This window comes from Desulfosarcina ovata subsp. ovata, assembly GCF_009689005.1.
GTDB lineage: Bacteria > Desulfobacterota > Desulfobacteria > Desulfobacterales > Desulfosarcinaceae > Desulfosarcina > Desulfosarcina ovata.
Genome location: NZ_AP021879.1, coordinates 1,100,132 through 1,126,687 on the forward strand (window position 1 = coordinate 1,100,132; position 26,556 = coordinate 1,126,687).

General features: G+C 51.3%; 26 protein-coding genes. 10 read left to right on the top strand and 16 right to left on the bottom strand.

Annotation, left to right across the window (positions count from 1 at the left end; all coding sequences use genetic code 11):
- Window positions 1-72 precede the first annotated feature (72 nt).
- The 6 genes from GN112_RS04865 (at window position 73) to GN112_RS04890 (ending at window position 6,014) form a co-directional block, all read left to right on the top strand.
- Window positions 73-999 carry a Gfo/Idh/MocA family protein gene (locus GN112_RS04865; RefSeq protein ID WP_155309198.1) on the top strand — a complete coding sequence of 309 codons (927 nt, stop codon included), beginning with the start codon at window positions 73-75 and terminating at the stop codon, window positions 997-999.
- Window positions 996-2,222 carry a radical SAM protein gene (locus tag GN112_RS04870; protein WP_155309199.1) on the top strand — a complete coding sequence of 409 codons (1,227 nt, stop codon included), beginning with the start codon at window positions 996-998 and terminating at the stop codon, window positions 2,220-2,222. Before GN112_RS04865 ends, GN112_RS04870 begins: the two co-directional genes overlap by 4 nt.
- A gap of 69 nt (window positions 2,223-2,291) precedes the next feature.
- Window positions 2,292-3,239 carry a glycosyltransferase family 9 protein gene (locus GN112_RS04875; protein WP_162458786.1) on the top strand — a complete coding sequence of 316 codons (948 nt, stop codon included), beginning with the start codon at window positions 2,292-2,294 and terminating at the stop codon, window positions 3,237-3,239.
- Between the two features lie 315 nt (window positions 3,240-3,554).
- Entirely contained in the window at window positions 3,555-4,397 is an 843-nt protein-coding gene (locus GN112_RS04880) for a glycosyltransferase (RefSeq protein ID WP_162458787.1), read from the top strand.
- Window positions 4,391-5,209: a lipopolysaccharide core heptose(I) kinase RfaP gene (gene rfaP / locus GN112_RS04885; protein WP_155309202.1), complete on the top strand. Its 819-nt coding sequence runs from the start codon at window positions 4,391-4,393 to the stop codon at window positions 5,207-5,209. Before GN112_RS04880 ends, rfaP begins: the two co-directional genes overlap by 7 nt.
- A gap of 61 nt (window positions 5,210-5,270) precedes the next feature.
- Window positions 5,271-6,014, top strand: a complete 744-nt coding sequence (locus tag GN112_RS04890) for a lipopolysaccharide kinase InaA family protein (protein ID WP_197743257.1) — start codon at window positions 5,271-5,273, stop codon at window positions 6,012-6,014.
- Window positions 6,015-6,137: 123 nt separating this feature from the next.
- Here the strand turns inward: GN112_RS04890 and GN112_RS04895 are convergent, their stop codons facing one another.
- The 5 genes from GN112_RS04895 to GN112_RS04915 all read right to left on the bottom strand — a co-directional run bounded on the left by GN112_RS04895 (window position 6,138) and on the right by GN112_RS04915 (window position 12,080).
- Window positions 6,138-6,932 carry a glycosyltransferase family 2 protein gene (locus tag GN112_RS04895; protein ID WP_155309203.1) on the bottom strand — a complete coding sequence of 265 codons (795 nt, stop codon included), beginning with the start codon at window positions 6,930-6,932 and terminating at the stop codon, window positions 6,138-6,140.
- A gap of 81 nt (window positions 6,933-7,013) precedes the next feature.
- Entirely contained in the window at window positions 7,014-7,955 is a 942-nt protein-coding gene (locus GN112_RS04900) for a glycosyltransferase family 2 protein (protein WP_155309204.1), read from the bottom strand.
- 113 nt (window positions 7,956-8,068) lie between these two features.
- A complete protein-coding gene (locus GN112_RS04905) occupies window positions 8,069-9,520 on the bottom strand; it encodes a lipopolysaccharide kinase InaA family protein (protein ID WP_155309205.1) in 1,452 nt (483 codons plus the stop codon).
- Window positions 9,521-9,555: 35 nt separating this feature from the next.
- Window positions 9,556-11,088: a hypothetical protein gene (locus tag GN112_RS04910; protein ID WP_155309206.1), complete on the bottom strand. Its 1,533-nt coding sequence runs from the start codon at window positions 11,086-11,088 to the stop codon at window positions 9,556-9,558.
- Between the two features lie 65 nt (window positions 11,089-11,153).
- The gene (locus GN112_RS04915; RefSeq protein WP_155309207.1) at window positions 11,154-12,080 is read right to left on the bottom strand and encodes a lysophospholipid acyltransferase family protein; all 927 of its coding nucleotides are present in this window, start codon (window positions 12,078-12,080) and stop codon (window positions 11,154-11,156) included.
- Window positions 12,081-12,663: 583 nt separating this feature from the next.
- On the opposite strand from GN112_RS04915, the gene GN112_RS04920 reads away from it, so the two are divergent.
- Window positions 12,664-13,389: a lipopolysaccharide kinase InaA family protein gene (locus GN112_RS04920; RefSeq protein WP_155309208.1), complete on the top strand. Its 726-nt coding sequence runs from the start codon at window positions 12,664-12,666 to the stop codon at window positions 13,387-13,389.
- Window positions 13,379-14,437: a glycosyltransferase family 9 protein gene (locus GN112_RS04925; RefSeq protein WP_155309209.1), complete on the top strand. Its 1,059-nt coding sequence runs from the start codon at window positions 13,379-13,381 to the stop codon at window positions 14,435-14,437. The genes GN112_RS04920 and GN112_RS04925 overlap by 11 nt, the downstream gene beginning before the upstream one ends.
- 24 nt (window positions 14,438-14,461) lie before the next feature.
- Here GN112_RS04925 and lptG read toward each other — a convergent pair whose 3' ends face one another.
- The 7 genes from lptG to GN112_RS04960 form a co-directional block, all read right to left on the bottom strand.
- Entirely contained in the window at window positions 14,462-15,538 is a 1,077-nt protein-coding gene (gene lptG, locus GN112_RS04930) for an LPS export ABC transporter permease LptG (RefSeq protein ID WP_155309210.1), read from the bottom strand.
- Entirely contained in the window at window positions 15,535-16,713 is a 1,179-nt protein-coding gene (gene lptF / locus GN112_RS04935) for an LPS export ABC transporter permease LptF (protein WP_155309211.1), read from the bottom strand. Before lptF ends, lptG begins: the two co-directional genes overlap by 4 nt.
- A 133-nt stretch (window positions 16,714-16,846) precedes the next feature.
- Window positions 16,847-18,400 carry an NAD(P)/FAD-dependent oxidoreductase gene (locus tag GN112_RS04940; RefSeq protein WP_155309212.1) on the bottom strand — a complete coding sequence of 518 codons (1,554 nt, stop codon included), beginning with the start codon at window positions 18,398-18,400 and terminating at the stop codon, window positions 16,847-16,849.
- Between the two features lie 5 nt (window positions 18,401-18,405).
- The gene (locus GN112_RS04945; RefSeq protein WP_231716936.1) at window positions 18,406-18,579 is read right to left on the bottom strand and encodes a molecular chaperone DnaJ; all 174 of its coding nucleotides are present in this window, start codon (window positions 18,577-18,579) and stop codon (window positions 18,406-18,408) included.
- Window positions 18,579-18,908, bottom strand: a complete 330-nt coding sequence (locus GN112_RS04950) for a hypothetical protein (protein WP_155309213.1) — start codon at window positions 18,906-18,908, stop codon at window positions 18,579-18,581. The genes GN112_RS04945 and GN112_RS04950 overlap by 1 nt, the downstream gene beginning before the upstream one ends.
- A gap of 544 nt (window positions 18,909-19,452) precedes the next feature.
- A complete protein-coding gene (locus GN112_RS04955) occupies window positions 19,453-20,355 on the bottom strand; it encodes a hypothetical protein (protein WP_155309214.1) in 903 nt (300 codons plus the stop codon).
- Between the two features lie 459 nt (window positions 20,356-20,814).
- Entirely contained in the window at window positions 20,815-21,234 is a 420-nt protein-coding gene (locus GN112_RS04960; protein ID WP_155309215.1) for a DUF3617 domain-containing protein, read from the bottom strand.
- A 214-nt stretch (window positions 21,235-21,448) separates the two neighbouring features.
- Between GN112_RS04960 and GN112_RS04965 the strand changes: the two genes are divergently transcribed.
- Entirely contained in the window at window positions 21,449-21,637 is a 189-nt protein-coding gene (locus GN112_RS04965; RefSeq protein ID WP_155309216.1) for a hypothetical protein, read from the top strand.
- Between the two features lie 173 nt (window positions 21,638-21,810).
- Here the strand turns inward: GN112_RS04965 and GN112_RS04970 are convergent, their stop codons facing one another.
- The 4 genes from GN112_RS04970 to argJ form a co-directional block, all read right to left on the bottom strand.
- The gene (locus GN112_RS04970) at window positions 21,811-23,121 is read right to left on the bottom strand and encodes a nucleotide sugar dehydrogenase (RefSeq protein ID WP_155309217.1); all 1,311 of its coding nucleotides are present in this window, start codon (window positions 23,119-23,121) and stop codon (window positions 21,811-21,813) included.
- Window positions 23,122-23,343: 222 nt separating this feature from the next.
- The gene (locus GN112_RS04975) at window positions 23,344-24,219 is read right to left on the bottom strand and encodes a radical SAM protein (RefSeq protein WP_155309218.1); all 876 of its coding nucleotides are present in this window, start codon (window positions 24,217-24,219) and stop codon (window positions 23,344-23,346) included.
- A 6-nt stretch (window positions 24,220-24,225) separates the two neighbouring features.
- The gene (locus GN112_RS04980; protein WP_155309219.1) at window positions 24,226-24,936 is read right to left on the bottom strand and encodes a pseudouridine synthase; all 711 of its coding nucleotides are present in this window, start codon (window positions 24,934-24,936) and stop codon (window positions 24,226-24,228) included.
- A gap of 22 nt (window positions 24,937-24,958) precedes the next feature.
- The gene (argJ, locus tag GN112_RS04985) at window positions 24,959-26,143 is read right to left on the bottom strand and encodes a bifunctional glutamate N-acetyltransferase/amino-acid acetyltransferase ArgJ (RefSeq protein WP_197743258.1); all 1,185 of its coding nucleotides are present in this window, start codon (window positions 26,141-26,143) and stop codon (window positions 24,959-24,961) included.
- 230 nt (window positions 26,144-26,373) lie between these two features.
- Between argJ and GN112_RS35540 the strand changes: the two genes are divergently transcribed.
- Window positions 26,374-26,556: a dual CXXC motif small (seleno)protein gene (locus GN112_RS35540; protein WP_462477453.1), complete on the top strand. Its 183-nt coding sequence runs from the start codon at window positions 26,374-26,376 to the stop codon at window positions 26,554-26,556.

Sequence of the window (26,556 nt, forward strand, 5' to 3'; positions counted from 1 at the left end):
AGGGTTACGCATAGCAGGAAAAAATCGCCGGCCGGCAGGCCGAGCAATTCTAAGTGAAATGGTGCAACAAGCATGAACGTCGCTGTCATAGGTGCGGGTAGAACCAATAACGGCATCGGTCGTTTCATCGGCAAATTCTTCCAGAAACACGGTGCCAATGTTTCTGCTGTTTTGGGATCCACCGATGAATCTGCCCGCAAGGCTGCCGAAGCGCTGGAACATGACGGCCGCGTCCCCCGCAGCTATACCAAAATCGACACCTTGACAAATAAGGAATGTCCGGACATCGCAGTCATTGCTTCCCCCACAAATACCCATTTGCCATACCTGAAGGCATGCATCGACGCCGGGCTCCATATTTTCTGTGAAAAGCCGTTCATTGATCCCGCCACACCAGATATCTTGGGTTGCCTCGACAAAATTTTCCAGGATGGCGAACACCGTCGGCTCACAATCGCCATGAACTCCCAATGCCCCTTCCTGCAGCCCGTGTACGAACGATTCTGCGGCCAAATTCGCCCGGAAGCAGCGGTCGATTTTTCGATTGCCCTGTCCCCCATGGTGGACGGGCAGGACATGATCCCCGACTCGGTTCCACATGCCTTGAGTCTGATCTACAATTTACTTGGAAATGGAGAAATCGGGGACCTCCGGATCGAGAAAAGGGAAGGACAGATAACTATTCTTGGAATCTATCGGGCGCATACAACCGATTGCAATTTCAAGATCTGCTTAAATCGGCACCTGCAGCAGCCTCGGCCCTTCTCCTTTGGTTGGAATCACTGCACGATTCATCGCCGGGTAACGCTGAAACCCTACGAAATATCTTTTCAATACGAAGACACCATCCGCAAAGTTGCCGACCCGCTGGAACTGTCGGTCCAGAACTTTATCGCGTCCGTCCAAAAACAGGAGCAGCCAAAAATCGGCCGGACCCATATCGTAGACACCACTTTGCTCATCAAACGCATTTTCGACCATTGGGAATCAAGTGAATGAAAGAAACCAAGCAACTGAAACAACGGGAACACGATTTTGCGGCCAAATTGAAGCAGGCTTCAGTCATCGAACGGCTCAAGGCCTATATCGACCATCGGCGCAAGCAGGTCGAGGGACAAGAGCCAACGGAACTACCGTTATTTTCGCCAGTCTCCATCAATTTGGATTTGACATCCGCCTGCAATTTTGCTTGTCCCCACTGTGTGGATGCGGCAATATTAAATTCCGGCGAGGCGTTAACGCTGGATACGATCGACGGCATCCTGAACACACTCATTCCCGAAGGCCTTCTCTCCATTATCATCCTCGGAGGTGGAGAACCGACATTGCACAAAGATTTTGAAAAAGTGGTCACCCTCATCAAACAGAAGGGGCTACAACTTGGTATCGTCACCAACGGATCTTGTTTGGAAAGGGTTTACCGGGTGGCCGAAATCTTGGAAAAACACGACTGGGTGCGGCTTTCGATTGATGCTGCCCGCCAGGATACGTTCGAGAGCATGCATCGGCCGAAAAGCGGGCTAACCCTGAAAGATGTGCTGGAGCCTGCAGCCCGGCTCAAAGGCGTCAATCCATCCATATCTTTAGGCTACTCCTTCGTAATTGTATGGGACGGAATCTCGGTGAACGGTCACCCGCTCACCTCCAATCTCGACGAGATGGCCGAAGCGGTCCAATTGGCGGCCGCATACGACTTTGACTATGTCTCTTTCAAACCGTGCCTGTTGCGACTGCCTGAATCGGAAAAGGAGACCCTGTTGCATGGCGTTAAAAAGGAGGCTGAAAACCGCATCCGACAAATCATTGAACGCAATTTGGAAGAGGCCAAAAAAGCTGGCGGCGATACGGTCAAGGTCCTGGAAAGCGTCAACTTGCGGGCTCTACTGGAAAACCGGATCGATGCATTGAAACACCAACCGAACATGTGCCATATGCAATTTTTCAGGACCGTTCTTTCACCCGCAGGCATCTTTCACTGCCCTGCTTTCCGCGGCGTGGAAAAGGCCAAAATCGGGACAAAGGCCGGCTACAGTTCTGAAGCAGCCTTCTTGGAAACCCAACAAAGGCTGTCGGAATCCATCAACACCTTTGATGCCGCATCCGAATGTTGTGATATCGGCTGTTTCTACCACCACGTCAACTGGTGGTTGGAGAATTTCATCCGCTCCGTGGAAAGTATTGACGAAATCGAAACCATTTTGGATGACAATTTTTTCTTGTAACGGCATCCGATGAATCCTGAGAAAATCTGCGTCATACATCTGAATCAGATCGGGGACTTGGTCTTTTCAATGCCGCTTTTGAAAGCCTTGCGGACCAATTTTCCCGATGCAGTCATCCACTCGGTGGTTAAACCGTACTTGATGGAATTGCTGGAAGGGTCCCCTTATGTGGACAAAATTATCCCGCGTCCAGATGCAATCAGCGATAAAAAAGGCTTGCTGGTAGCCCTGCGCAACGAAAGGTACGATTTACTCTTCTGTCTGCCTCGCTCCGAAGAAAGCCTGATCATGACCACCTTCAGCAACGCCGATGTCAAAGTCGGATTTTCCCATTTTCCTTGGGATTTTGGTCTGGATATCAAAGAAACGGTCCAAGGCCACAACTGCTGGCGCAACAATGCAAAACTGCTAAAGCGTTTGAATATTCAAATTTTTCAGGACAATTACGTGGGACTGATCCCCACAGATGCGGACATTCACGAACTTGAACTGCCCCAACGATTTGTGGTCATCTCTCCGGGGGCATCCGGAAGAAGGCAGACCAAAACTTGGCTCGAAAAAAACTTTGCCCGGCTGATGGGCCGGCTTTGGGAACTACATGGTTTTACACCGGTTCTTGTCGGATCGGCCGAAAACGGAAAGGCAAACGCTCGCATCATCCAATTGGCGCTAAAACAAAAATCCGACGATACCTTTTTGCCACTGGATCTATCCGGGAAAATCGGACTGCGGGCCCTCTGCGCCTTGTTAACCAAGGCCGCCCTCTTTGTGGGAATCGATTCGGGTGTGATGCATCTGGCATCGGCGGTAAATATACCGGTAGTGGGGTTGTTCGGCCCGACCGATCCGTATTATGTAGGCCCCCAAAACCATCAGAGCCGCGTGGTACGTCGAAACGATTTGGACTGCGCGCCTTGCTATCTCAAAAAGTGCAGCCATGCGAACTGTATGCAGCAGCTTTCCGTGGAACAGGTAATGAATGCGTGTGATGAATTACTGGATTCGCACGCTGCTTGAATTCAACATCACTGTTGTTTACACGTTCAGCAAACAAAGATGAAAATAGCTTTCGCCTTGATCAAATACTTCCCGTTCGGCGGGCTTCAGCGAGATTTTATTAAAATCGCTGGCATCTGTCTGGAAAGAGGCCATCAAGTGGACGTATTTACCCGCTCCTGGCAGGGAGACATCCCTTCCGGTCTGAACGTCCGAGCAATACCCTCAAGAGCCTTGAGCAACCATAGCAGACGGATAGCTCTGGCCAGCGAAGTACTCCGGCATACGCAGGACCAAAACTATGATGCCGTTGTGGGCTTCAGTAAAATGCCCGGTTTGGACTACTATTTTGCCGGCGACAGCTGTTTTGCCGAATGGGCGGCGGGAAAGCCATTCTGGTATCGCTTCACCGGCCGCTGTAGAAACTATCTTGCATTGGAACGGGCAGTGTTTAAACCTGATTCGCAAAGTCGTATTCTTTTACTCGTTGAGAAAGACCGGACAACCTATCAGCGCTACTACGCGACCCCTTCAGAACGTTTTCACCTATTACCGCCGGGCATTGAACGAGACCGCCTGGCGCCTCACAACACTGAAGATATCCGCCGCCAAGTAAAAATGGAACTGGGGATAACCGAAGAGACACATATGGTCCTCATGGTTGGTTCGGGTTTTCGGACCAAGGGGACTGATCGGGCTATGCGGGCATTTGCCGGGCTTCCGGACGCGATCCGCGACAAAGCGGTAATGGTGATTATAGGCAAGGACAATTTCCGGCCTTTCGGCAGACTGGCTCGTCGCTTGGGCATTAGCAACCAAATTCACTTTTTCAATGGGCGCCATGATGTTCCCCGATTTCTTTTCAGCGCAGATCTTTTGCTTCATCCGGCCTATCGTGAAACCGCCGGAATCGTTCTGATCGAGTCCATGGCAGCCGGGTTACCGGTCCTGGCAACCGACGTTTGCGGCTACAGTTCCTACATCCAACAGGCTGGCGCCGGCCGGCTGGTTCCTTCTCCATTCAACCAAAATACGCTGAACCGCACGCTTGCGGAAATGCTGACATCCACACGACGGTCTAACTGGTCGGCAAATGGCCAGAAATATGTTCTGGAGCACGATGTTTTCAGCATGCATGCACGTGCGGTGGATTTCATTGAGGCGACGGTTCCATGCTGATGCTTGAAGAACCCTTTCGCAGCGATTGGAAAGATCAAGATATTTATGAGTTGCTCCGAAACATGGACGGTCATGTGTACCGGGAGAAAGAAGGACGGCGCACATTTCGCTTCGAGCATTCCGGTAAAAGCTATTTTGCCAAGGTGTTTTCCGGTATCGGATGGAAAACGTTAGTTGCCTGTCTGTTGAAATTCCGACGACCGTTTGTCAGCGCTGCAAACGAATGGCGGGCAGTGGAGCGGCTTCACCAACTCGGTATTCCCACGATGCGTGTAGTAGGCTACGGCAGACGAGGCCGCAATCCGGCAAAGATCGAATCTTTCATCCTCACTGAAGAATTGAAGCCCACAACAAGCCTTGAAGATTATTGCCGGTATTGGCCATCCAATCCGCCCTCCGCGGCCTTGAAACGGGCGTTGGTGCAACGGGTGGCTGAAGTAGCCAAAACGCTGCATGGCAATGGTATTATTCACAGAGATCTGTATATCTGTCATTTTCTTTTGGATATCGCGTGTGCACCGCTGGATGATAATGGGAAATTGGCAAATCTTTTCCTCATCGATCTCCACCGGGCCACCCAAAACCGGCGCTTAAGAAGGCGCTGGCGGGTCAAGGACGTTGCCGGACTCTATTTTTCCAGCTTGGATATCGGGCTGACCCAACGGGATCGGTTGCGCTTCATGTCCGTCTATAGCGGCCTGCAATGGCGCGATACGCTCCAATGCCAGCAACGGTTCTGGAAGCAGGTTGAACGTCGGGGAAAGGCGGTATATCGTGAATTCCGCCGAAAACATCCGGAATTGTTCGTCTGAGACCAGGCCCAACGGAAACGATAAGAAGGGAGTGCTGCTGACTCCAAGAAGGGGGCGCGTTTTGCCAAGTTTCTGGTACGTAAATCCTGCCTTTATCAATACACCGGCCGCCCAGGCATTCGAATCCCTGGAGACAACATGTTCTGCCGAGGGCGAAACCGTCACCTCCAGTTCGATTAGTAAGGTTACCAAAGTTATTGTTGAAAACCGGTCTTTTTACGTCAAAACCTACTCTGCCGGCGGTAAGAAATTGCGGCGTTGGATCGGCCGCAGCCGTATCCGCGCCGAATGGGAAAACCTCCTTTTATTTGAAAGTCTCGGCATCCCCATCCCTCCCTTGGTCGCTTGCGGGCATGCAATCCGCTACGGTATTTTCCAAAAAGGAGCCATGGTCACCGCAGAATTGCAGGGCACTGCGGACCTCGCTCAATTGTATGCCATCAACCACCGATTGCTGTCGGATCGGCATTGGGTTGCCGATGTCAGTCACCAGATTGCAGACTACACACGCCGACTGCACCAGCACCGTTTCGGCCACCTCGACCTTAAATGGCGCAATATTCTGGTCACGTTGGACGCGGCCCCCCGGGTATTTCTTATCGACTGTCCCAGTGGCCAGATTCGGCGCGGCCCCTTGGCGAACCGCTGGTTCACCAAAGACCTGGCCTGTTTGGATATAATTGCCCGAAAATGCCTGTCGCGCACCCAGCGCTTGCGTTTTTATATGGATTACCGTCGCTGCCACAAATTGTTAAGTAAAGATAAACGTCGAATCCGTAACATTCTTGATTTTTACATTAGGTAGACTATTTCATGGACGCTAAATGATTTGATTTCTAAATCAAATTTTTTTCCAAGCTGCCTTTATCAGCCGCTATAACGGCGCAAGCAAGTTTTTTCTGTCGCCAAACGGTTCGTATTGAGAGCGCTACCTGTCCAGCGACTCATCTTGGTAAATATTTTTGATAGAGACCGATTTAAAGAAGGTATCGATTCTTGATTTTCCCTTTCGGATGGTTTTCTTTCTGGCACCGAGATCAGGTTGAAGTACCATTGTTCCGTGATTCAAGTGCACGACATAGCGTAACATTTCTTCTACTGAGAGCAACTTGGCTTCAAATCCTGAATTTATTAAACCAAAATGAATATTGCGTCCGGCTGTTTCATTGGATACAAAATGCAAATTTAATTTTTCCAATATCTTCCGCCTATAAAGAGCACAGTGGCTGCGAATGTAGTAAGGATTATCTTTAGTTCCTGCTTCCGGTTTTCGCCTAATCATCAAGGCTCTTTCAATTTTTCTAAAAAGGAGTTGCCACGGTGATTTAATCTCCAATTTATATGTCCCTACAGCGGATGCTTTAGGATCGGTATTTATCTGTTCAAGAAGCCAATCCAGCCATTTTTCATGAACAGGGATAGTATCAGTATGAAATGAAAGGATATAAGGGGCTGAACTTTCACTAATGCCAATATCCATTGCCTCTTTATGAGCACCGTCAGGGGCAGGGTTGATATTCCCAGTTCGTTCAATGAGTTTAATCCAATCAACCTGCCTTAGATAATCAAGAGACGGATCGTCACCGGAGCCATTATCAATGACAACTACTTCATAAGGCAGTTGTGTAAAGAACCTAATAGAACGAAGGCATAATTTAACCAAGGATTCTGTCTTGTAGTGGGGTATAATAATAGAAACTTTTGGTTCTGCGTTATCATTCATAATCGCATCCTATTAATGATTATTTTGAAACAACCCTAATGAACAATACAGAAATCCTTATCCTTTCAATATTATTAAGTTTTAAGAAGGAAATTTTCGAATAAACCGGTTTTTCAACTTTAATATAGCATAGAATTGCATGCGAATATATTTCGATAAATAACGCCATTTGAACAAGACCCAAAAAGATCGCCTTAAAGCCATTTTGTAGTAATGTTTGGCCTCATCATATCTTCTGGACTTGTAAAGCATTCTAAAAATAGATAAGCATCGATGTACATAAAAAGAAGACTTCAATCTAAAATATTCGGATGGTAGTATCGTTTTATCAAATATTTCATCGACAGCGAGCAGCCCAGATTCTTTTGCAAAATGATGATTATGACGCAGGCTATCATCGTGATGATACATGCTAATAAGCGGTGCATCAACAGTGATAATATTGCAGTTTGCAATTAGGTGGGCAAAAACGCTGAGGTCTTCGCTATGACGCAAATGTTCGGGGAATTTAATATTTTCCAATATGGATTTCTTTACTATGAACCGACCACAGGATATAGGAAATTTATTGTTTAAAAGAGCCTTAAAATTATTGAACCTACTCTCTTTCACAATAGGAGCTGGCCGATATTTTTTGTGATGTGAAGGTGTAACAGAAAAACAACCTCCGATAATCATGTCAATATCAGGAAATTGTTTGATTTTATCCGTAAGAAGTTCAACAGCATTTTTCTGCAAACTGTCATCGGCATCCAACAGCAATATATATTCCCCCGTAGCAGATTTAATTCCAAAATTTCTGGCAGATGCAGGGCCGCCGTTTTCTTTTTTTAGGTATTTTATATGCTCATTACAAGTTAGCAGATAGTTATCTAATAATAGTTTTTCAGTATTATCAGTAGAACCATCATCGACAATAATGGTTTCCCCGGGCAATACCGTTTGGTTAAGGATTGAATCGATTGCACGACGGATAAAATGACCATAGTTATATGTCGGTATAACCACAGAAATTGATGTCAATTGTAGATCCTTTTTCTACCATTTAATTAAAAAATGGTGTTTTATCTGTGATGAAGATGAAATATATTCGGTTGATTATTCTACAAAAGTTGTTTATTGAACATAAGCATTCTTTATGACAAAGGAGAAAACATTTTTTTTATTTTCGGATGCTCCGACCAGTTTCTCATGAATCGGTCTACATCCTTGCGGTGTGCTCTGTTAGAGAGAACATTGTTTTTATAGATAACCATGCTGTCGAGATCTATTAAATATGGATTGTTATAATAAATCAAAATATTCGTAGCTTTCATATCCCCATGCCTCACCCTCAATAATTCCAGCTGATTGAATATTCCGACAACCTTTTGGGCCATAATTTTCTTATCTTTGAAAGCGGGATCAATAAAATAATCCAAGGCATTTATTCCATCGATGTACTCACAAACCAGATACGATTTTCCTCTAAAAGGCCCAATTCTCATCTCCTTCATTGCGATCGGTCGGGCGGTTTTGATACCATTATTTATTAGGTAATGAGCCGCACCCCATGAACGATCCGCATAACTTTTTTTAAATGCATGTCTGAAACCGCGAAAAATATTTTTTGCATTGTATCGTTTTATAACAAGGTCCATACCATCAACAGTCAAACGAACGACGGTTGTTGAATTACCGTTCTTAAGCATGATCATTTCAGGTGAATCGAAAGCAATGTCCGGGTTGCCTAAAAATGATTCCATGGACTTGGTATAATGATCCCTTTTGCAAAGCACAAATGACGAGAATGATTTTCTACAAACTGTTTCTGTGGATTCCCTATAATTTTTTTTTAAATAACCCTTAGATACAATTCTCCGCCTTTTATCAATACTCTTTTTCAAGAATATTTCCGATCTTTCTTTACTTTTCAAAAATCGAACGGAGAAATAAATATCGACAAGTTCCTTTAGCAAAGCCATGTCCTGAATATTTAGTTGAGCAAAAATAACCGCCAAATTTCTCAGGCTCTTCTTTGTACCGAGCGGAAATCCCATGTTTCCTTTCTTCATCGAAGAACCGTCGATGGCATACAGGATTTTCTCCTTAACAAGAAAATTATCAAGATGGAGATCGCTGTGAATAATCCCGGCTTCATGAAATCTGGCAATCAACTTAACAAGTTTCTTTAAATATTCATGGTATCGATTCGAATCTTGGTCTGAAAGCAAAACATCAGAAAGCATTTTTGAAGGATGGATATATTCAAAGATGACAACTTTTATCCTACCTTCAATGGTCGATCCGCTATAAACAATTTCGGCAGTCGCTATGTTGGCCGAGTCCAACATTTTTTTGCCTGCGATTTCCTTTTTTGCATATATCCCGGCTTTGAAAAATGCGAGGAACAGCTTGGCTACCACGAGTTTTCCATGCCACCGGGAAAGCAAGACAGCACGCTTTCCGGGAACGAGTCGAAGAAGCTCTAAGCACTCTAACAACGCATCGCTGCCATTTAACTCCAAATTAAATGGCGTGGTGATTTTTTTTCCGTGGATAATAATCGCGCGTTTATTGATATGATCCATTGGAAGTAAGAAAAGCAAATTTATATTTTTTAAAGAGGGGGGCTCAAAATTTATTAGGGATTGGCGATTTTTACAATAACGACACGGCGCCCCTCCTTGTTTTTCATTGTCTTTATCGGTGTCAGGTTCGCGGCAGCCAAACGCGACCTAACATTTTCGTAATCCTTGGGGTATACCTTCAAGGCAATATAATCGCCTGGTCCCCAGAACCCTTTTTTACTCTTTTCGAGCACATCGAATTGCTTGTATTTTCGCTTGGCATAATAGGCAAGTTTCACTTCATTGGTATACAGGCTTGCATCAGGTGGCATATGTGTTTTTAACCAGGTCCCAGCATCAAGAATGTAGGAATCCAGCCCGCGAGGTGGAATAAGGATATAAACAAACATGACCAACAGCCATGCCGCCATTAGCGGGAAGATAATTTTTATTCGTGAAAACCCTTTTGGCCGGTTTTGCCAGAGTTGGAAAATGTGATGAACGCTGAAAGGCACCCAGAGAAGAAGCAGCAAAATGGAGGGCATTAAAAACCGGTGGGACAGGATAAACTTCTGATATAGATACACAGCCGGAATCACAAGAGACAACAACACATAGACATAAATCACTTTTTTACTGCCACCTGCATCCGGGAATACTGCTTTGCCAATTCCATAACCCAATAGCAAGACGTGAAGCGGATAAAGCGCGGTAATGAATTGATAAAAAAAGATCCCGGCCAGTCCGCTGATAATCATGATACGGCTAAATTTTGTCAAATAAGGAGGCAACAATTGTCCAGTGGCAATGGCCGCCTTTGCGTTCAGGTTCTCGTTCACCATTGCCAGACCGTTGGTTAACTGCTTCAAAAATTCACCAAAACGACTCAGCGGGAAGGGGGGGGCCCCAACACGGGTCAACTCCCATATCCCCCCCAGCAGAATAAAAACCAGGAACAAACCATATGGCTTCAACAGACCACCCAATCGGCCCCATGCCCCCGTGCCCGTCCGGAAAAGCAAAACCAATGGCGAAAAGAACATGAGCACAAAACCTTCCGGTCGAAAAAGCGCCGCCATCGTGATGAAGAATCCCCAGCCCAGGGCATGACGAAAATACAACTGGTGATAATATCGCATCATTTGGACCAAGGATAAAAGCAAGAAGGCCCAGTAACCATAGTCGCGACTGATGTAATGATGATAGTGCTGCAGACGCGGATGGCTGAGAACGATAATGGATCCCAGAACCTGAACACTTTTGCTGGCCCCCATTTCCTTGAGTATGGTGATGAAAGAGGTAACAACAACAGCACACAGGAGTGCATTCAACGCATGCGCGGTGAGTTCCATAGGCAGATGGGTCAGTTTACCAACCAGTGCGATAGCGATGGGATAAAACGGCCACCGATAAACGGACATTGCTTCATCCAGCCCCTTGTCCGCAAACGCTTCGGCGGCTTCTAAATAAAGGATGCCATCTTTGTTAAACGTATTCGGCTTGTTCACGGCGATAAACACAACCACCAGGGCAATTACCGCCGCAAGAAGTCGCACATCTTCCATCCGACGGAAAAACGCAACACTGCCCTGAACAAAACGATCCATTAAGCTACTCCGGGAAAAAAGACATGTTGTCCATTAAATAAATGAGGCTTTTTCAGAATTTGCGATTATGGTTTGGCCATCCGCATCGCTCGTTTTTTTGCACGGCGTTTTTGTCGGACCAAAAGATCCTTGTATAAATGGGGATAATACTTTTTCCACCGTTTGTGACACCAAAACCATTGATCGGGATATGCCCGGACAGCTTTTTCGATGGCATGGGTCATCGTCTGGGTGTTAGCTTGCAAGTCGGATTTGATATCAGCCGTTTTTTGAAGATTCAAAGGCGGTTCCATCACGAAAGTCAAGTCACCGTTCTTTTCTCTGATGCAGTAGGTCGGAAAAACCGGTACGCCATAACGGCGTGCCATCAATGCCACTGCAGGCGTGGTTGAGACCGTGCGCCCCATGAAATCGACATCCACCCCATCCTTGTGCTTGGGTTCCTGGTCAATCATCAATCCCACGACCGAGCCTTGACGCAAGGCTTGCTTAAGATGAGGCAGGGCGTTTTTCTTATTGATCGTCACATTGCCAAAACGCGTCCGGAATCGATTAAGCCAACGGTCGATCACACGAAATTCAATGGGCCGGACCACCAGGACCATCGGCTGCTTCATGTAGCAGGAGCAAAACAGGAGCCCCATTTCCCAGTTTCCCAGGTGGGCTGAGATCACAATCGCTCCGCCGGAATTTTCAAAGGCCTTTAGTACGTTATCTTCACCACGAACCTTGACAGCATCCAGGATCTGCCGTCGGGTGAAACAGCTGATCTGCAATATGCTGAAAAAGGTGGCCCCCAAATTCTGGAATACCTGTCCCGCAAGCTGGCGAATCGTCCCCCGGGACCACAGGGGGTTGGTAAATTTCAGATTGGTGTTAACGATGCTGCGATGCCGCCCATCTAAAAAGTAAGCGAGCATTCCCAAGCATCGTCCTACCCAGATCACATGTCTGGTGGGAATCCTTGAAAGTATTTTTTTTAAAAGGCTCATAACATCCCATCGTGTTATAATGATTCTATTTTGTTTCAATTGGTTATTGATGGCACCTTCTATCTTAAGAAGTGCTGTGTTCCTACGAATATTATAAAAAATGGGTCGTCTCAGCACAATGGAATTTCGTTTTGAAGACCGCTATTTAAAAAGCGCTACTCTGATTATCCCAAAGGCTTCCAGGTGTCAATATTGGGCTGCCAACCCAATAGATTAGATACCTTGAGACAATAGTGTAAAAAAACCGCTGGAATATTGTGGTTTTCCGACCAGGTTGCAGAGCGGGCACTGGTTCAGTTCAATAGGTAATTTAGATGGGGGCGTGCCAATTTACCCTTTCATAACAGATAGTTGTGCTCAATAGGACGGGTTTTTCAGATCTGCCATAATATGTTGATATTATTGAATCACCTATTCAACTGAACCAGTGCCGCAAAGCGGCCCGGACTTTTTATTCCCACCCTTTGCTTGGCTTCTTCCTAAAACAATCGAGTGGCTGCATGCTTGACAGTCCCTGCTCCGTTCTCCTATAAGGCCTAAACTTCGATTCATTATTTTCAACCAACCACTGTGGTCCATAAGCATGTTCAAAGCCCTTACCGACGACGCCTATGCAATCTGCGCAGCGCGCCCGCTTTCCGACAAGCAGGTGGCACTTTTGGGTCGCCTCTTCCGTCAACCGATCCAGCCGTCATCGTCCGCACTTGAAGGAAGGTGCTCTGTCCGCTTTACACACCTGGATCAGATTGGAAACATAGCCGTCAAGTACTATACCCGCGGCGGAATCATTCGATATTTTCTCAAAAAGAGATACATCCGATGGGGTCCCACCCGTTCCCAAAGGGAATTTGATCTATTTCAAAAAGTTAGAAGTTTGGGAATCAGTGCACCAGAGCCCATTGCCTATGCGCACCAGGGTCGTCTCTTTTACCAGGCTTGGCTGGTCACGCGGGCCGTCGAGGGTCACAAAACGCTAGCCCAGCTCTGTCTCACAGATGAAATCGGCGCCGGAAGGTTGATGACCACAGTCTGCGTCCAGATAAACAAACTCATCGTTCACGGCATCCTGCATGTGGATTTGCATCCGGGAAACATTTTGGTGAATCCGGAGGGCCGGGTTTATTTCATCGATTTCGACAAAGCCCGACTGTATAAAAGCAGCCGTGGGTTAAAGGAAAAGTATCTGCGTCGCTGGCAGCGTGCGGTCGTTAAGCACGACCTGCCTGCGTCTCTTTATCACAGACTGGCAGAAGAATTTGAAAAAATTATCGAACCAACGGAACCAAGGAAACCCGATCATGTACCGTAAACACCTGCCGTCAGCCCCATCGATTCTCATTATTCTCATGGGAGCTTTAGGGGATGTGGCCCGGGGACTTTGCATAGTCTCCCACATCAAGAATCACCGTCCCAAAAGCAAAATCTCTTGGCTGGTCGAACCCAAATGGGCCGAAGTGGTTCGCTTTCATCCTGCAATATATCGGTTAATCGTGTTCAATCGGCCCCGAGGACTTCCCGCCGTCAAGGACCTCTACAGAGAACTGTCCGAAGAAAACTTCGACATCACCCTGGACCTGCAGCGCCACTTTAAAAGTGGATTTTTCTCGATTCTCTCCAGAGCCAAGCGCCGTGTGGGGTTTCACCGACGCAATGCCAAGGAGTTCAACTGGCTGATGAACAATGAGCATATCGATTACTCGCCAGGCGGGTTGTCTAAGCTCGATCTCTATATTCGGTTTACCCGTCATCTGGGTCTTCCCGAACCGAAATCCCTGGATTTCGGATTCTCATCCTTGGATATAGCTGCGGTCCGACCCCATATCTCGGCGCAGTTGACCGAATCCTTTGTAGCGGTTGTGATGGGATCGTCGTGGGACTCCAAGGACTGGGTCTTCGAAGGATATCGCCAACTGGTTGAAAGTATCCTGGAGTCCGGGGAGATAGGGGTTGTGCTTTTGGGGGACCGATCCCAAACCGAACCAGCCGAACAGTTAACACGTATAATCAGACATCCAAAACTGGTCGATCTGGTCGGAAAAACTTCTCTTCTGGAATTAACTGCCATTCTAAAAGCCGCTCGGACAGCCGTGGGACCGGACTCCGGTCCCGGCCACCTGGCCGGTGCGGTGAAAACGCCTTATGTCTCGCTCTTTGGTCCCACCGATCCAACGCTAACTGCCCCTTATGGAAGCGAACACCTCGTCGTACAGGTCAAACCCGAATGCAGCCCCTGTTATAAAAGAAAATGCCCTATACCAGACCGCTGGTGCATGCGCCAAATAGAGGCGGGGGTGGTAAAAGCAAAAATTGATCAGGCACTGCTGACATCGACATGCGAAAGGTTTGACACCGTGTAATCTTTCCGCTTTCGAGATTCTTTTTCAGTGAGCATTGAGAAGCAGAAACCCAGATACGCACAAAAAAATAAGATTGGCAGCCCAGGCAGCCACCAGCGGGGGAACCATTTCAGCATACCCCAAGGATATACAAAAACCATTGAAAATCCAGTAGAGAAAGGCAACTCCCAATCCATATGTAATACTCACCGGCAACCCCTCGCGCAACTTGCCGCGCAGAGCAAGTGCAGCGCCTAACACGCTGAGAAAAATGCAAACAAAAGGGGTTGCAATTTTGCATTGATAGTCGACCCGATAACGGGTTGCACTATACCCTTCCTGCTCGACCTTGTCGATATATCGCCCCAGTTCAGCCAGCCCCATTTCATCGGATCGTTTGGCGGCCTGGGCCAGGTCGTCCGGGTTGAGTTCAATGTTGGCAACCCATTGCTTGTGCATCGTTACACGCTGTACATCGTCCCCGTCCTGAAAATCCTGCTGCATTACGTTATCAAGCCGCCAGTGTTGATTTGCAAAGCGGCCTGACCGTGCATCAATCCGTTGGACAAGCCGAAAGGCTTCATCGAAAGTGAAAAGCGTGATCCCTGTGACCCGCTTTTGTTGAGGCGCATACCTTGAAATGTGAATAATCTGTTTTGCGGAACGCATCCAGATATCATTCATTTTCGTTGCGTAAATATTTTTTTTGCGCACCTCATGAAGCCAGATGCGGTTGGCTTTATCCATCAGGTGGGGCATAACGAATTCGGCCACCAAGAACATAAGGCCGCAAAACAGAACACCCAACGTAAAAGTAGGCTGCACGAGCCGCATTTTACCGATTCCGCAGCTTTTCAGGGCAATCACCTCATGATTTTTGCTCATCAGTCCCAAAGCGATGAGAATAGAGAGCAGAAACCCGACGGGAGCGATCTGGACAAAAATGAATGGCAGCTTGTACAGTAAATAGACAACGCACCTTATGGCCGGGATGCCAGCCTCCATGAAATTATCGATCTTTTCAATGAAATCAATGGCCAAATAGATGCTAAGCACTGCCGCCAATACGATAAAAAAGCTTTTTAAAATTTCACGGGTTACATAACGGTAAAGTATTGTCATTGCTTTGCCAAACGCCGGGCGACGCCGCTGATCAGTGTTCCAAACCAGAAAAAATCAACCGATTTCTCTCTGGTCGCCCTTGAAAGTAGAAAGATAGCAAATCCACCAAGCACAGCATTGGGCATCCACATGCCAACCACGGGGGGGTAGTACCCGTTTTCACCCATGGTGGTGCCGACTGACAAAAGGATGTAGTAAAATAAGAAAAAGAACAGGCCAAGGCCGATGCCAAAGGATTTTTTTGAGTGGCGGTTCTGGATACCAAGCGGTACAGCCAAAAGTCCCATCGCCAGGCAGGCGAATGGGATGGAGAACTTGCGGTGATATTTGATCAGTGCCCGCCTGTAGCCGCTGCCTTTCTTTTGTTGGCGCTGCAAGTAGGCCCGCAGTTCTTTGAGCATCATTTCATTAATCCGTTTTTTCGAGATATTCACCGCGGACATGGCACCTTTGAGATCCAGCCGGATATCGTAGGTTTTGAAGTGGATGGTGTACGATGATTGCTTCACCGGATCCACCTGGCTGATCATGCCGTCGAACAGCCGCAACTGGTAGAGCATTTTTTCCGGTTCGCCAAAGAGTTCGCCGGTCCGCGCAACCACCGTATTCGCGGCACCGCCTGCACGGCTGTCCTCGATGAGCACCTGCTGCAAATGGCCGCTCTGCGGCTCAATGCGGTTAACGTAAATCATCACATCCTTGAAACTATCGTTAAATGTCCGCTCTTTCAAGCTAACGTTCAGGTTTGCCGTAGCGACCTCGAACAGCAGCGTTTTGAACCGATGGGCCCCCATGGGCACACCGGCAATGGTCATGCAGCCGGTCAACAGGGTACCCACCAGGCTGAAAGCCAGAACCGGCGGCAGCAGTCGGTAGATACTCACCCCGCCGGCCTTGAGAGCCATAATCTCGTTATCGCTGGACATCCGCAATAATGCCAGAAGAACCGCCATCATGACGGACATGGGAATGACATACTGCAGAAAGTAAGGCATGGTATAAATCAGCATGAGGCACACCGGCCCGATGCCGACATTGTGATTGACGATCATGTCGGTGATGTCGAGAATCTGTTTCATCAGGAAGATGAAGGAGAAAAAAGCCATATTGATAAAAAAAGGCGGCAGCATCTCCAAAAACAGATAGCGGAAGAGGATGGAAAATGGGTTAATCACAATATATCTTTATCGTGCAAGTTTCTCTCAATCCGGAAAGTATCCCGCCAATCATCATCGGCAGCCCGATTCACAAACAGTTTTTAATCCTAAAGGATCTCGAAGGAAAAGGAAACGAAAAAAATGTGGGAATTCAGATCAGATAGCTCACCACCGCCTCGGCCGCCCGCTCGCCGTCCACGGCGCAGGAAACGATACCGCCGGCATACCCGGCCCCCTCGCCGCAGGGAAACAGCCCGTCCAGGTCGATGTGCTGCAATGTCTGCGGATGTCGCGGAATTCTGACCGGCGACGAGGTTCGCGATTCCACCCCCACGACCACCGCGTCGTTGGTGAGAAAACCTTTCAACCGTCGATCAAAAGCTTTGAATCCGGCCTGCAAACGACGGCCAATGGGCGCGGGAAGCCAAGCGGAAAGCGGTGAGGCCGTCACCCCTGGCGGGTAGGAGCACTTCGGCAGCGTGCTGGAGGGCCTGCCGGCAACAAAATCGGCCAGGCGCTGGGCCGGCGCCACTACTCCGCCACCGCCATTCTGAAAAGCCAGCCTTTCAAGGGTCTCCTGGTAATCCAGCCCGGCCAGCGGGCCTCCGGACGTCAGCCCGGGAATGTCGTCCAGGGTGATCTCCACCACGATACCGGCATTGGCAAACGGCGAATTGCGTTTGGCGAAAGACATGCCATTGACCACCAGGCGATCGGGTTCGGTGGACGCCGGCACGATAAACCCGCCGGGACACATGCAGAAGCTGTATACCCCGCGGCCGTCCACCTGTTGGACCAGACGGTAGGCGGCGGCCGGCAGATGATCGCCCCGGGGCTGGCCGTGGTACTGGATGCGGTCAATGAGCTCCTGGGGGTGTTCCACGCGCACGCCCATGGCAAAGGCCTTGGCTTCCAGCGCAATTCCCTGGCGCAAAAGCATGCCGTAAACATCCCGGGCACTGTGACCGGTGGCCAAAATGACCGCCCGGGCCGCCAGACGGCCGCCATCCCTAAGAACAGCTCCAGCGATCCGCCCACCTATGATGGTCAGTCCCACCACCGCCTGCTGAAAGTGGATCTCGCCGCCATGTCGGAGGATCGTTTCGCGCATGGCCTGCACAATGCCGGGCAGCCGGTTGGAGCCGATGTGGGCATGGGCCTCGTAAAGGATCGCGGCATCGGCACCGTGCTGGTAAAATCGCTGCAGAACGCGTTTATGATCACCCCGCTTTTTGGATCGGGTGTAGAGCTTGCCGTCGGAGAAGGTTCCCGCGCCGCCCTCGCCAAAGGCGTAATTGGAGTCGCTGTCCAGAATACCGCGTCGGTTCAGCGCGGCCACATCCCGGCGACGCGGACCCACCGGTTTGCCCCGCTCGACGACCACCGGTTTGAGGCCCAACTCGAGCAGCCGCAGGGCGGCGAACAACCCCGCAGGCCCGGCCCCGACAATGAGCACTGGTTCAGCGGTCGCCACATTCCGGTATTGAAATACGGGACACTGCGCATCCATGGGCTCATTGTCATCGTATACACTGAGTCCGAGGTTGACCCGGATGGGACGCTTTCTGGCGTCAATGGATCGCCGCGTGAACACGATCCGGTCTGCTGCGACCGGATGGCCCAGCTTACGCCTGGCTGACCGACGGATCGTGTCCAAATCCGCCGCCTCGGCGGGTGACAGCACCAGCGTGATCGCCTCCGGCATGCGGATCAGCCTTTCAGCCGCTGCCGGTTGTGCTCGTAGCGCATCTGCAGAATCTCAACCATCAGGGCAAAGCCCATGGGCAAATAGATATAGGCCTTGGGCACATGCTTGTGTAGCCCCTCCATAAAAATGGTCACGCCGATGGTAATCAGAAATGAGAGCGCCAGAATCTTCTCCATCAATATGGCATCACATAGACGGCACCCATTTCATGCATGGGTACCCCCTCCCTTTTTGTTTCCTGGCACCACTTGACCGTACAAAAACCCATTGATCTCAGCAGGCACTGACCACCCGGCGGCAATTGGCGGTAGTTTTCACCGGAGGCCCGGACGATCACCGTTGTTCCCGGCGTGACCGGCCGATAACTGAAGAAACTGATACCCTGCTCACTGAAGTTAATCAGGCTGCCTTGGATATGTCTGGCATTTGCATGGGTGTGGAGTAACGTGAGTTGACCGTCTCCCCGATGACGTACGAAATTTCGTTTTTCCCGCAATTGTGGCATTCTATACCCTTTCCGGGGTTAGCCCCCATCCATTTCCATCCGTAAGCCTTTCATCCAGCAGGGGAAATGGAATTAGGGGGATCGTTTCTTCGGTCACTGATGGGCAAAGTATTTTTTGGGCCATCTTCCCATTCAGGCATCAATCGGGTAATGGGACTAGCCGGTAATACGAATTGATCCTGTTGGCGTACGACGCCCTGTTTTTCGAACAAAGTATGACGATTGGTGAACCCGGACGGTGGTGCAGAAACGTGCAATTCGAGAAGGATTAAAGGATTTCAGCAAGCATGAAACAACAGATCGGCGTTGGAAACGTTTAAATCAAAAAGGTACCGTCATGATTGATGATAATATATCGACTGGCGGTATGGGTCAAGCCATTTTGTAAAATGTCTACCCGGAAATGGGCACTTTTTTTGTTTAAATTTGGCGGCACCGGGATCGTCAGCCGCGATTGCGACCCCGGTGCAGTCGGCGGGTTCGTTGAACCGTAATCGTTTGCGTGACAATAAAAACCATTTCAACCCACGCCATCCGTCTCCGCTCAGGCCGACATGGATTCACTGGCGGCCACTGCACGATACAAGGGAATGAGACTCTCGAACAAACTGGCCAGTTCCGTGACGATCGCCTTTTCCTTTCCAATTGCTGCCGATTTTTCCAGACGTTTTTCGATTCTCAAATCAACGGGGCTGTTTTCCGCTGCAGACGACAAAAAATGACAAAGGCCATCAATGGCCGTCGCATCGCCGTCACCTTGATGATGGCTCCATGCACCCTCACAGGCTTCTATTGTACCGGTAAAAGCCTTTCCCGTCAGGTCGCAGACCACCAGCTGCAAAGAGGTACAAAGCTCTCTCAGCCAATCTTCATTTTCCGTTTTACCCAGCCACGTCATTAACGCCTGCCAATCGCCTTTATCGCTCACTGCCGCATCCACGCTACGCGGAAGATGAAACCCGAAGCAAAGCTGTTTGGGTTCCAGCCGGGCATAGAATTTCGCCTGAAGCGGCAAATCCGACTGTTTTTGTCTTTTCATATCCAACCAATGGACCTCGGGTTTGCGCATGACCGCCCATGAGTTGAATTTGAATTCGCCCCCCTTCATCTGGCGGGCCAGCGATCCCCCCAGTTGCCCCCTTCCCCGCCAGGTGGTGCGGGTCACTGAATCGGAAAAGTCACCATCCACAACCCCCTCAAACGGTTTGGCCGCGCTTGCCCCCCCACCTTTCGCTTTTTTGGTACGGGCAGCTTTTTGTGCATCCTCCAGTTCCTGCTCATGGCGCATTCTTTCGATGATACGCTGCTGCAGGGCGATGGGTGTAGAGACTTCTTCCCCGTCTTCCCAACGGATATCCATAGAGTCCCTATGGATAGCAATCACTTCAAAAACGCCTTTCATGTTTTCATACTTTTCACCGACTTCAAAATGGACATGCTCTGTCATACGGTTCTCCTTATCAGATAATTCCCGGGCAGCAGGTAAACGGCCAACGTACACGCGCAGCAGAGGCCCGGGATGAAAGGGCCATCCCCCTTTGCGTGTCCGTCTGTCCCATGGTTAAAATTTCTTTACACCCAAACGAAACAGTCAGAAGGCATGAACAAATCTTAAGGCAAGGAAATTGACCATGGCCGTTTTCACAGCATTCGTCTTTTTTCCGCCATGTTTATAACGGAAAAAAATGGTCTCGCCCCACAGACCGCACCGGATATGATTCAATCAGGTGAAAATATGGTATAACTTTATCGGGTGCCCGAACGTTTGTCAAATTGCCCTTAAAACGGCGGGAACAATATAAAATAACGCCGATACGGCCATTTTCAAGCCGCGCCGGCGTTATTCACTGGAATCGTCAAGCAAAGGCAGGTTGAAGAAACGGCGCAATCCTGGCCCTAACCATGCCTACTTGCAGGGGCCGGTCCGTTTTCCGCTCATTTTGGTGATCATTACCATCCCCATGGTCTCCGTCTTCATCTCGCCATCAAAACGGTCGCCATGGTAAGTGATTTTGCCCTTGCCGGTCATCGCCCCCCCTTGCGTATTACATTGCATCGTCCATGACACCGTGCTACCAACCGTCTGCATATCCGTGATCGTGCAGTCCTCCTGGCCGGGCGAACTGCTTTGGGGCACGGCATTTTCCTTGGTGATACACTGGGAAAAAGTGACCGGCGGAACGGTCATGCCCTGCATGTTGACCTGGGATGTAATTTCCCACATGCCATCCTGCAGATCGATCTCAGTCCCGGCATGGGCAAGCGTGCCGCCGACCACCACCACCCAACCTAGAAAAGCCACCACCATCAGCGTTCTCGACATCATTGATTTCCTCCCTTTTTTTGATTTTATCCTCTCAAGATACCCCGCATCACCGCGTCTGCCCGTGCAGTCCCCGTAAGGACCATGGCGGATGCGAGTTCTCCTGTTTTTTTAAGCCACTGTAAAAAAAATCGCTGGCCGTGTGACCGGATCTGTCACAACCGGGTGCTAATCTGTCAACCATACCAACAAAAACCCCTTAACCAGGAGGACGATCATGCGCAAACACGAACTGACCAGCCGCTACCATGATTTTTTCGAGTATTTCGGAAACACCGAGATCCAGCGCATCCGGCAACGGGCCGGCCGGACCCTGCGGAGGGACTGGATCATTTTCGACACGGTTGAAGAAGCCATGGATTTTTTCAACAGCCGATGCGGTGAATTCGTGGGCTATTATGCGTAATCCGGTCCCATGGAAGGAAAAACCGCCGGCGGTTCAGGCATTTGAATCGGCATCCCCAAGCACTCATTGGCGCATGCAATGCCCTGGACCGCCGCTTCCCTGCCATTGATGAATACGGCGTTGATCCGGCGCTCTGACCGGCGTTCCCGCCACGAAGGTGAGCCGGCGGGCGGCTACAGCCGCCAATAGGTAATGTTGTGGTCACCCGCCGCCCGGGGGTCAAAGGCGCTTTTGACATCCACCACCACCGGCCGCCCATTGCCGCACAGTTCGGCCAGGCCGGCCAGGCCCATCTCCCGGTAGGTCTGGTGGGCAACGGCCACCACCAGGGCATCCACGCCGTTCAAAGCGTCCAGCAACTTCAGGTCGACACCGTAGTAGGCCTGAGCCTCTTCCGGGTCGGCCAGGGGATCATGGACCAGCACCTCGATTCCGTAATCCTCCAACTCGGCGATGATATCCGTAACGCGGGTGTTGCGCAGGTCGGGAACGTCCTCCTTGAAGGTGATCCCCAGCACGCCCACCCGGGTGTGATTGATCTGCTTGCCTTCCTGAATCATCAGCTTGACCACCCGTTCGGCCACGTATTTGCCCATGCCGTCGTTGATGCGTCGGCCGGCCAGAATCATCTCGGGATGATAGCCGATGGATTCGGCCTTGAAGGTCAGGTAGTAAGGATCGACCCCGATACAATGCCCCCCCACCAGTCCGGGTCGGAAGGGCAGAAAGTTCCATTTGGTGCCGGCCGCCTCCAGCACCGCCATGGTGTCTATGCCCATGATGTCAAAAATCATGGCCAACTCGTTCATCAGGGCAATGTTCAGATCCCGCTGGGTGTTTTCGATCACCTTGGCGGCCTCGGCGACCTTGAGGCTCGGTGCCACATGGATGCCGGCCTTGACCACGCTGCCGTAGACCTTTTCCAGCAGGCGGGCCGTGGCGTCGTCCGATCCGGAAACGATTTTGAGGATCTTGTCCACGGTGTGCACCTTGTCTCCGGGGTTGATCCGCTCCGGAGAGTAGCCCGCGGTAAAGTCCCGGCCGAAAACCAGGCCGGAGTTTTTTTCCAGAATCGGCACACACACCTCTTCGGTCGCCCCAGGATAAACCGTTGACTCGAAGACCACACAGCTGCCCTTGGCCAGGTGCTGTCCGGCGATCTCGGATGCACTGCGCAGGGGCGTCAGATCGGGAATGCGGTACTGGTCGATGGGCGTGGGCACGGCCACGATGATCAGACGGCACGTACTCAGGGTCTCGGGATCGTTGGTGTAGATGACCGAGGCAGTCGCCATTTCCGCATCGCTCACCTCCAGGGTCCGGTCCCTGCCGGCCTTGAGTTCATCGATGCGGCTGGCCTTGTAGTCGTACCCCACCACGCTAAAATGCCGGGAGAGGTGAACGGCCAGGGGCAGCCCCACGTAGCCCAGTCCCACCACGGCGATCTTCTCTTTTTTTTCCGATAGTCCCTCAAACGTCAACATTCCTGATATCTCCTCACCGTTGTAGCGGTTTTTTCACCGTCTCTATTTTTCGGCAGCATTCGGATCGGCGTGCGGATGCGGTATGCACACATACCGCATGGTCTGCTTCATCCTATCGGCAGGCCGCGGCATCTCTTGAGCGCTAAACCGGTTTGTGCCAATATAGCGTATATCCATCCGGGATGAAAGCGAAATACGGTTAGGCGGGCAGCATGAAGGGGATCACTGGTGGCCCACGAAAAACGGTCTGAAGTCACGTTCCGGCCGCTTGAGGGCTGTGTCGATCTCGCCCAGCAGCCGATTGCGGCATTCGGGCAGGCGGCCGTCAAGATTAATGTAGTTGGTGTAGTGATCGCTGGTCAGTTGCGCGTCGGCATCGAGATGCCCGATCAGCAAGGCCGCCTCCCGAAGCACCCCATGGGGGCCCAGCATCTGGAACCTGCCGTTTTCGACCATCTGCAGCAGCGGAGTATGGATCTTGGGCACGAAGGTGCGCAAGCGGATAAAATCGGGAACGATGCGGCTCAGCACATCGGCGGTCGAGGTAGCGTGGGAAACGCTGCCGGCAACCCCGCCGATTCCCAGGATCACGTACAGGCTCAGTTCGATGCCGGCGGCCAGGGTCCACTGGCCGGCCTCGATCTGCTCGGCCGCGGTCGTTCCCTTGCGGATGGCCTTTAAAATGGCGTCGTTGCCGGATTCGAGACCCACATGGATACGGGTCAGACCGGCATCGGCCAGCTGCTGCAATCCGTGCAGCCCTTTCTTATGAATGTACTGGCTGGATCCGTAAACGGTGATCCGTTCCAGGTGCGGGAAAACCTTGCGCGCGTGCCGGCAGATCCGGCACAGCGCATCGGTGGGCATGGCGATGGTGTTGCCCGCCGGGAAAAATAGAGTTCTCACCTCACCGCCGGACCGTTCGGCCGCCTCGTCCAGGTCGCGGACAATATCGGCCACCGGCCGCACCCGATAGCGCGGCCCGCCTTTATAGACCATACAGAAAGTGCAACGATTGTGCGGGCAACCGACGGTAGCCTGGACCAGCAGCGAATCCGCCTCGCTGGGCGGCCGATAGATGGGGCCTTCGTAATGCATCAATGGTTACCTCAGGTTTAGCTGATCTAACAGCCGTTTCCGCTCTCCCGGGTCCAGGTGCCGCCAGGCACCCCGCTTGAGTCCGCCCAGTTTCAGGGCCGCCACCCGGATCCGGTGAAGGCGCACGACCCGGTTGCCAAGCGTTTGTACCATGCGACGGATCTGGCGGTTCCTTCCCTCCATCAGAACGATACGGAACCGTTTGGCGGACAGACGCCGCACCCGGGCCGGCCGCGTCACCCTCGCGCCAAGCAAAACGCCCTCCGCCATGGACCGCAGGGCATCGTCGCCAATGGGCCGCTGCACCGTCACATCGTACTCTTTTTCGTGATCGAAGGAGGGATGCGAGAGGCGGTGATGAATCCGCCCGTCGTTGGTCAACAGCAGCAGGCCCGTGGACCCCTTGTCCAGACGGCCAACCGGGAACAGGCGGTCCGGAAGGTCCACCAGGTCCGTAACCACCGGTTCGCCCCGGTGTTTGCAGCTGGTCACCACCCCTTGGGGCTTGTTGAGCATCACATAGATGTGCCGCTGCGTCCGGGTCACGGCAGAGCCATCGAGACGCACCACATCGTTGTCCGGATCGATCCGCGTGCCGAGTGTGGTGACCACCTTGCCGTTGACGCTCACCCGTCCGGCAAGGATATGGCCCTCCCCCTGGCGCCGGGAGCAGGCACCGGCCTCGGAAAGAAATTTCTGCAGCCGCACCCGTGTCATGATAATGGGTTCCCATGTCCCTTCAGGAGCGGTAGTCAGCGTTGATCTTCACGTAATCCAGGGAGAAGTCGCAGGTCAGCATGCCGGCCGTCCCCTCCCCCAGGTTGAGATCGAGGGTCACGGAAAATTCCGGCTGTTTGAGCACGGCGGTGGCCTTTGCCTCGGCCTCGTCGCCACATCCCGTGCCGCCTTTGGTCATCTGAACGTCATCAAAATAGAGATCCAGGCGATCCGGATCCAGTTCCACGCCGGCACGCCCGGCGGCGGCGAAAATCCGCCCCCAGTTGGCGTCCTGGCCGAAAAATGCGGTTTTCACCAACGGAGAATGAGATATCGTATCAGCAATGCGCCAGGCATCATCGTTTGAACGGGCTCCGCGCACGGTGAGATCCACCACCTTGGTGACCCCCTCGCCGTCCCGGACCATCTGACGGGCGAGATCCATCAACAGATCGTCCAGCTGCTGCTGAAAGCTCGCCTTTGCCTCGATCGTGTCAATTTTAACGTCTGATGCGCCGTTGGCCATCAAAATCACCGTATCGTTGGTACTGGTGTCTCCATCGATGGTGATGCGGTTGAAGGAAAGATCCACGGATCGTTTCAGAGCGGCCTGCAGGTCATCAAGGGCCACGTCGGCATCGGTACAGGCGAAGCAGAGCATGGTGGCCATGTCCGGCCGGATCATGCCGGCGCCCTTGGCCACGGCAACGATCCGGTACGGCGCGCCATTCACGACCGCTTCACGGACACCCGCTTTTGGACGCGTATCCGTGGTCATGATCGCACGGGCCAGATCCAAAATGCCGTCTTCATCCAGCGCACCGACCAGCACGGGCACGGCCGCAGCCACCTTCTGGTTGGGAAACGGCGCGCCGATCACCCCGGTGGAGGCGGCCAGCACCTGCTCGTCAGGCACGTTCAACGCGTGGGCAGCGGCAGCGGTCATGGCAATGGCCGCCGCCATTCCCTCGGAACCGTTGGCGCAGTTGGCATTGCCGGCATTGGCGATAACCGCCCGGGCCATGCCGGTCTTGACCCGCTCCCGATTCAACTTTACGGGTGCGGCCAGAATCCGGTTTTTGGTAAAGACCGCCGCCACCCGGGCCGGTCGGTCGGAAACCAGAAGGCCCAGATCGAGATCGCCGTTCTTCTTGATACCGGCGGCAACACCACCGGCCCGAAAACCTTTACACTTCAATGGGACCATCCCCCCATCCTCTATCTGTTTAGCGTTAATCCGATTGTTGCGGGTTGTTCGTTCCGGTGGGTACCGGTAGCATCTTCATGGCCCAATTGCCCGCCGTTGTCAATCGGGGAAACGCGCCTCTTGACTTGCAAACCGCCGCCAGATGGCATAAAACGCCTTTGCTTTCAAGTTCATACCGGCCAGGTGACGGGACGACTCGCCTCCCTGCCCCAATCAACGGAAAGAATGGCATGCCCCAGGACAACCCCATATGTGAACACTGCCATCACCCCCTGCAGCTGAAACGGACATGACAGTCGGTATCGTTTCGCTGCACGGGTTGCGGCGCCGAATATCCCCTGGCCCAATTCATCCACCTGATGGATGAAGCCATGGAACGGGAACTGGCCAGTTTCCGCTGTGACAGGATTTAG

Coding starts and splice junctions, on each gene's coding strand:
- GN112_RS04865 (WP_155309198.1), top strand. CDS start 73: ATGAACGTCGCTGTCATAGGTGCGGGTAGAACCAATAACGGCATCGGT.
- GN112_RS04870 (WP_155309199.1), top strand. CDS start 996: ATGAAAGAAACCAAGCAACTGAAACAACGGGAACACGATTTTGCGGCC.
- GN112_RS04875 (WP_162458786.1), top strand. CDS start 2,292: ATGCCGCTTTTGAAAGCCTTGCGGACCAATTTTCCCGATGCAGTCATC.
- rfaP (WP_155309202.1), top strand. CDS start 4,391: ATGCTGATGCTTGAAGAACCCTTTCGCAGCGATTGGAAAGATCAAGAT.
- GN112_RS04895 (WP_155309203.1), bottom strand. CDS start 6,932: ATGAATGATAACGCAGAACCAAAAGTTTCTATTATTATACCCCACTAC.
- GN112_RS04910 (WP_155309206.1), bottom strand. CDS start 11,088: ATGGATCGTTTTGTTCAGGGCAGTGTTGCGTTTTTCCGTCGGATGGAA.
- GN112_RS04915 (WP_155309207.1), bottom strand. CDS start 12,080: ATGAGCCTTTTAAAAAAAATACTTTCAAGGATTCCCACCAGACATGTG.
- GN112_RS04920 (WP_155309208.1), top strand. CDS start 12,664: ATGTTCAAAGCCCTTACCGACGACGCCTATGCAATCTGCGCAGCGCGC.
- GN112_RS04925 (WP_155309209.1), top strand. CDS start 13,379: ATGTACCGTAAACACCTGCCGTCAGCCCCATCGATTCTCATTATTCTC.
- lptG (WP_155309210.1), bottom strand. CDS start 15,538: ATGACAATACTTTACCGTTATGTAACCCGTGAAATTTTAAAAAGCTTT.
- GN112_RS04940 (WP_155309212.1), bottom strand. CDS start 18,400: ATGCCGGAGGCGATCACGCTGGTGCTGTCACCCGCCGAGGCGGCGGAT.
- GN112_RS04945 (WP_231716936.1), bottom strand. CDS start 18,579: ATGGAGAAGATTCTGGCGCTCTCATTTCTGATTACCATCGGCGTGACC.
- GN112_RS04950 (WP_155309213.1), bottom strand. CDS start 18,908: ATGCCACAATTGCGGGAAAAACGAAATTTCGTACGTCATCGGGGAGAC.
- GN112_RS04955 (WP_155309214.1), bottom strand. CDS start 20,355: ATGACAGAGCATGTCCATTTTGAAGTCGGTGAAAAGTATGAAAACATG.
- GN112_RS04960 (WP_155309215.1), bottom strand. CDS start 21,234: ATGATGTCGAGAACGCTGATGGTGGTGGCTTTTCTAGGTTGGGTGGTG.
- GN112_RS04965 (WP_155309216.1), top strand. CDS start 21,449: ATGCGCAAACACGAACTGACCAGCCGCTACCATGATTTTTTCGAGTAT.
- GN112_RS04970 (WP_155309217.1), bottom strand. CDS start 23,121: ATGTTGACGTTTGAGGGACTATCGGAAAAAAAAGAGAAGATCGCCGTG.
- GN112_RS04975 (WP_155309218.1), bottom strand. CDS start 24,219: ATGCATTACGAAGGCCCCATCTATCGGCCGCCCAGCGAGGCGGATTCG.
- GN112_RS04980 (WP_155309219.1), bottom strand. CDS start 24,936: ATGACACGGGTGCGGCTGCAGAAATTTCTTTCCGAGGCCGGTGCCTGC.
- argJ (WP_197743258.1), bottom strand. CDS start 26,143: ATGGTCCCATTGAAGTGTAAAGGTTTTCGGGCCGGTGGTGTTGCCGCC.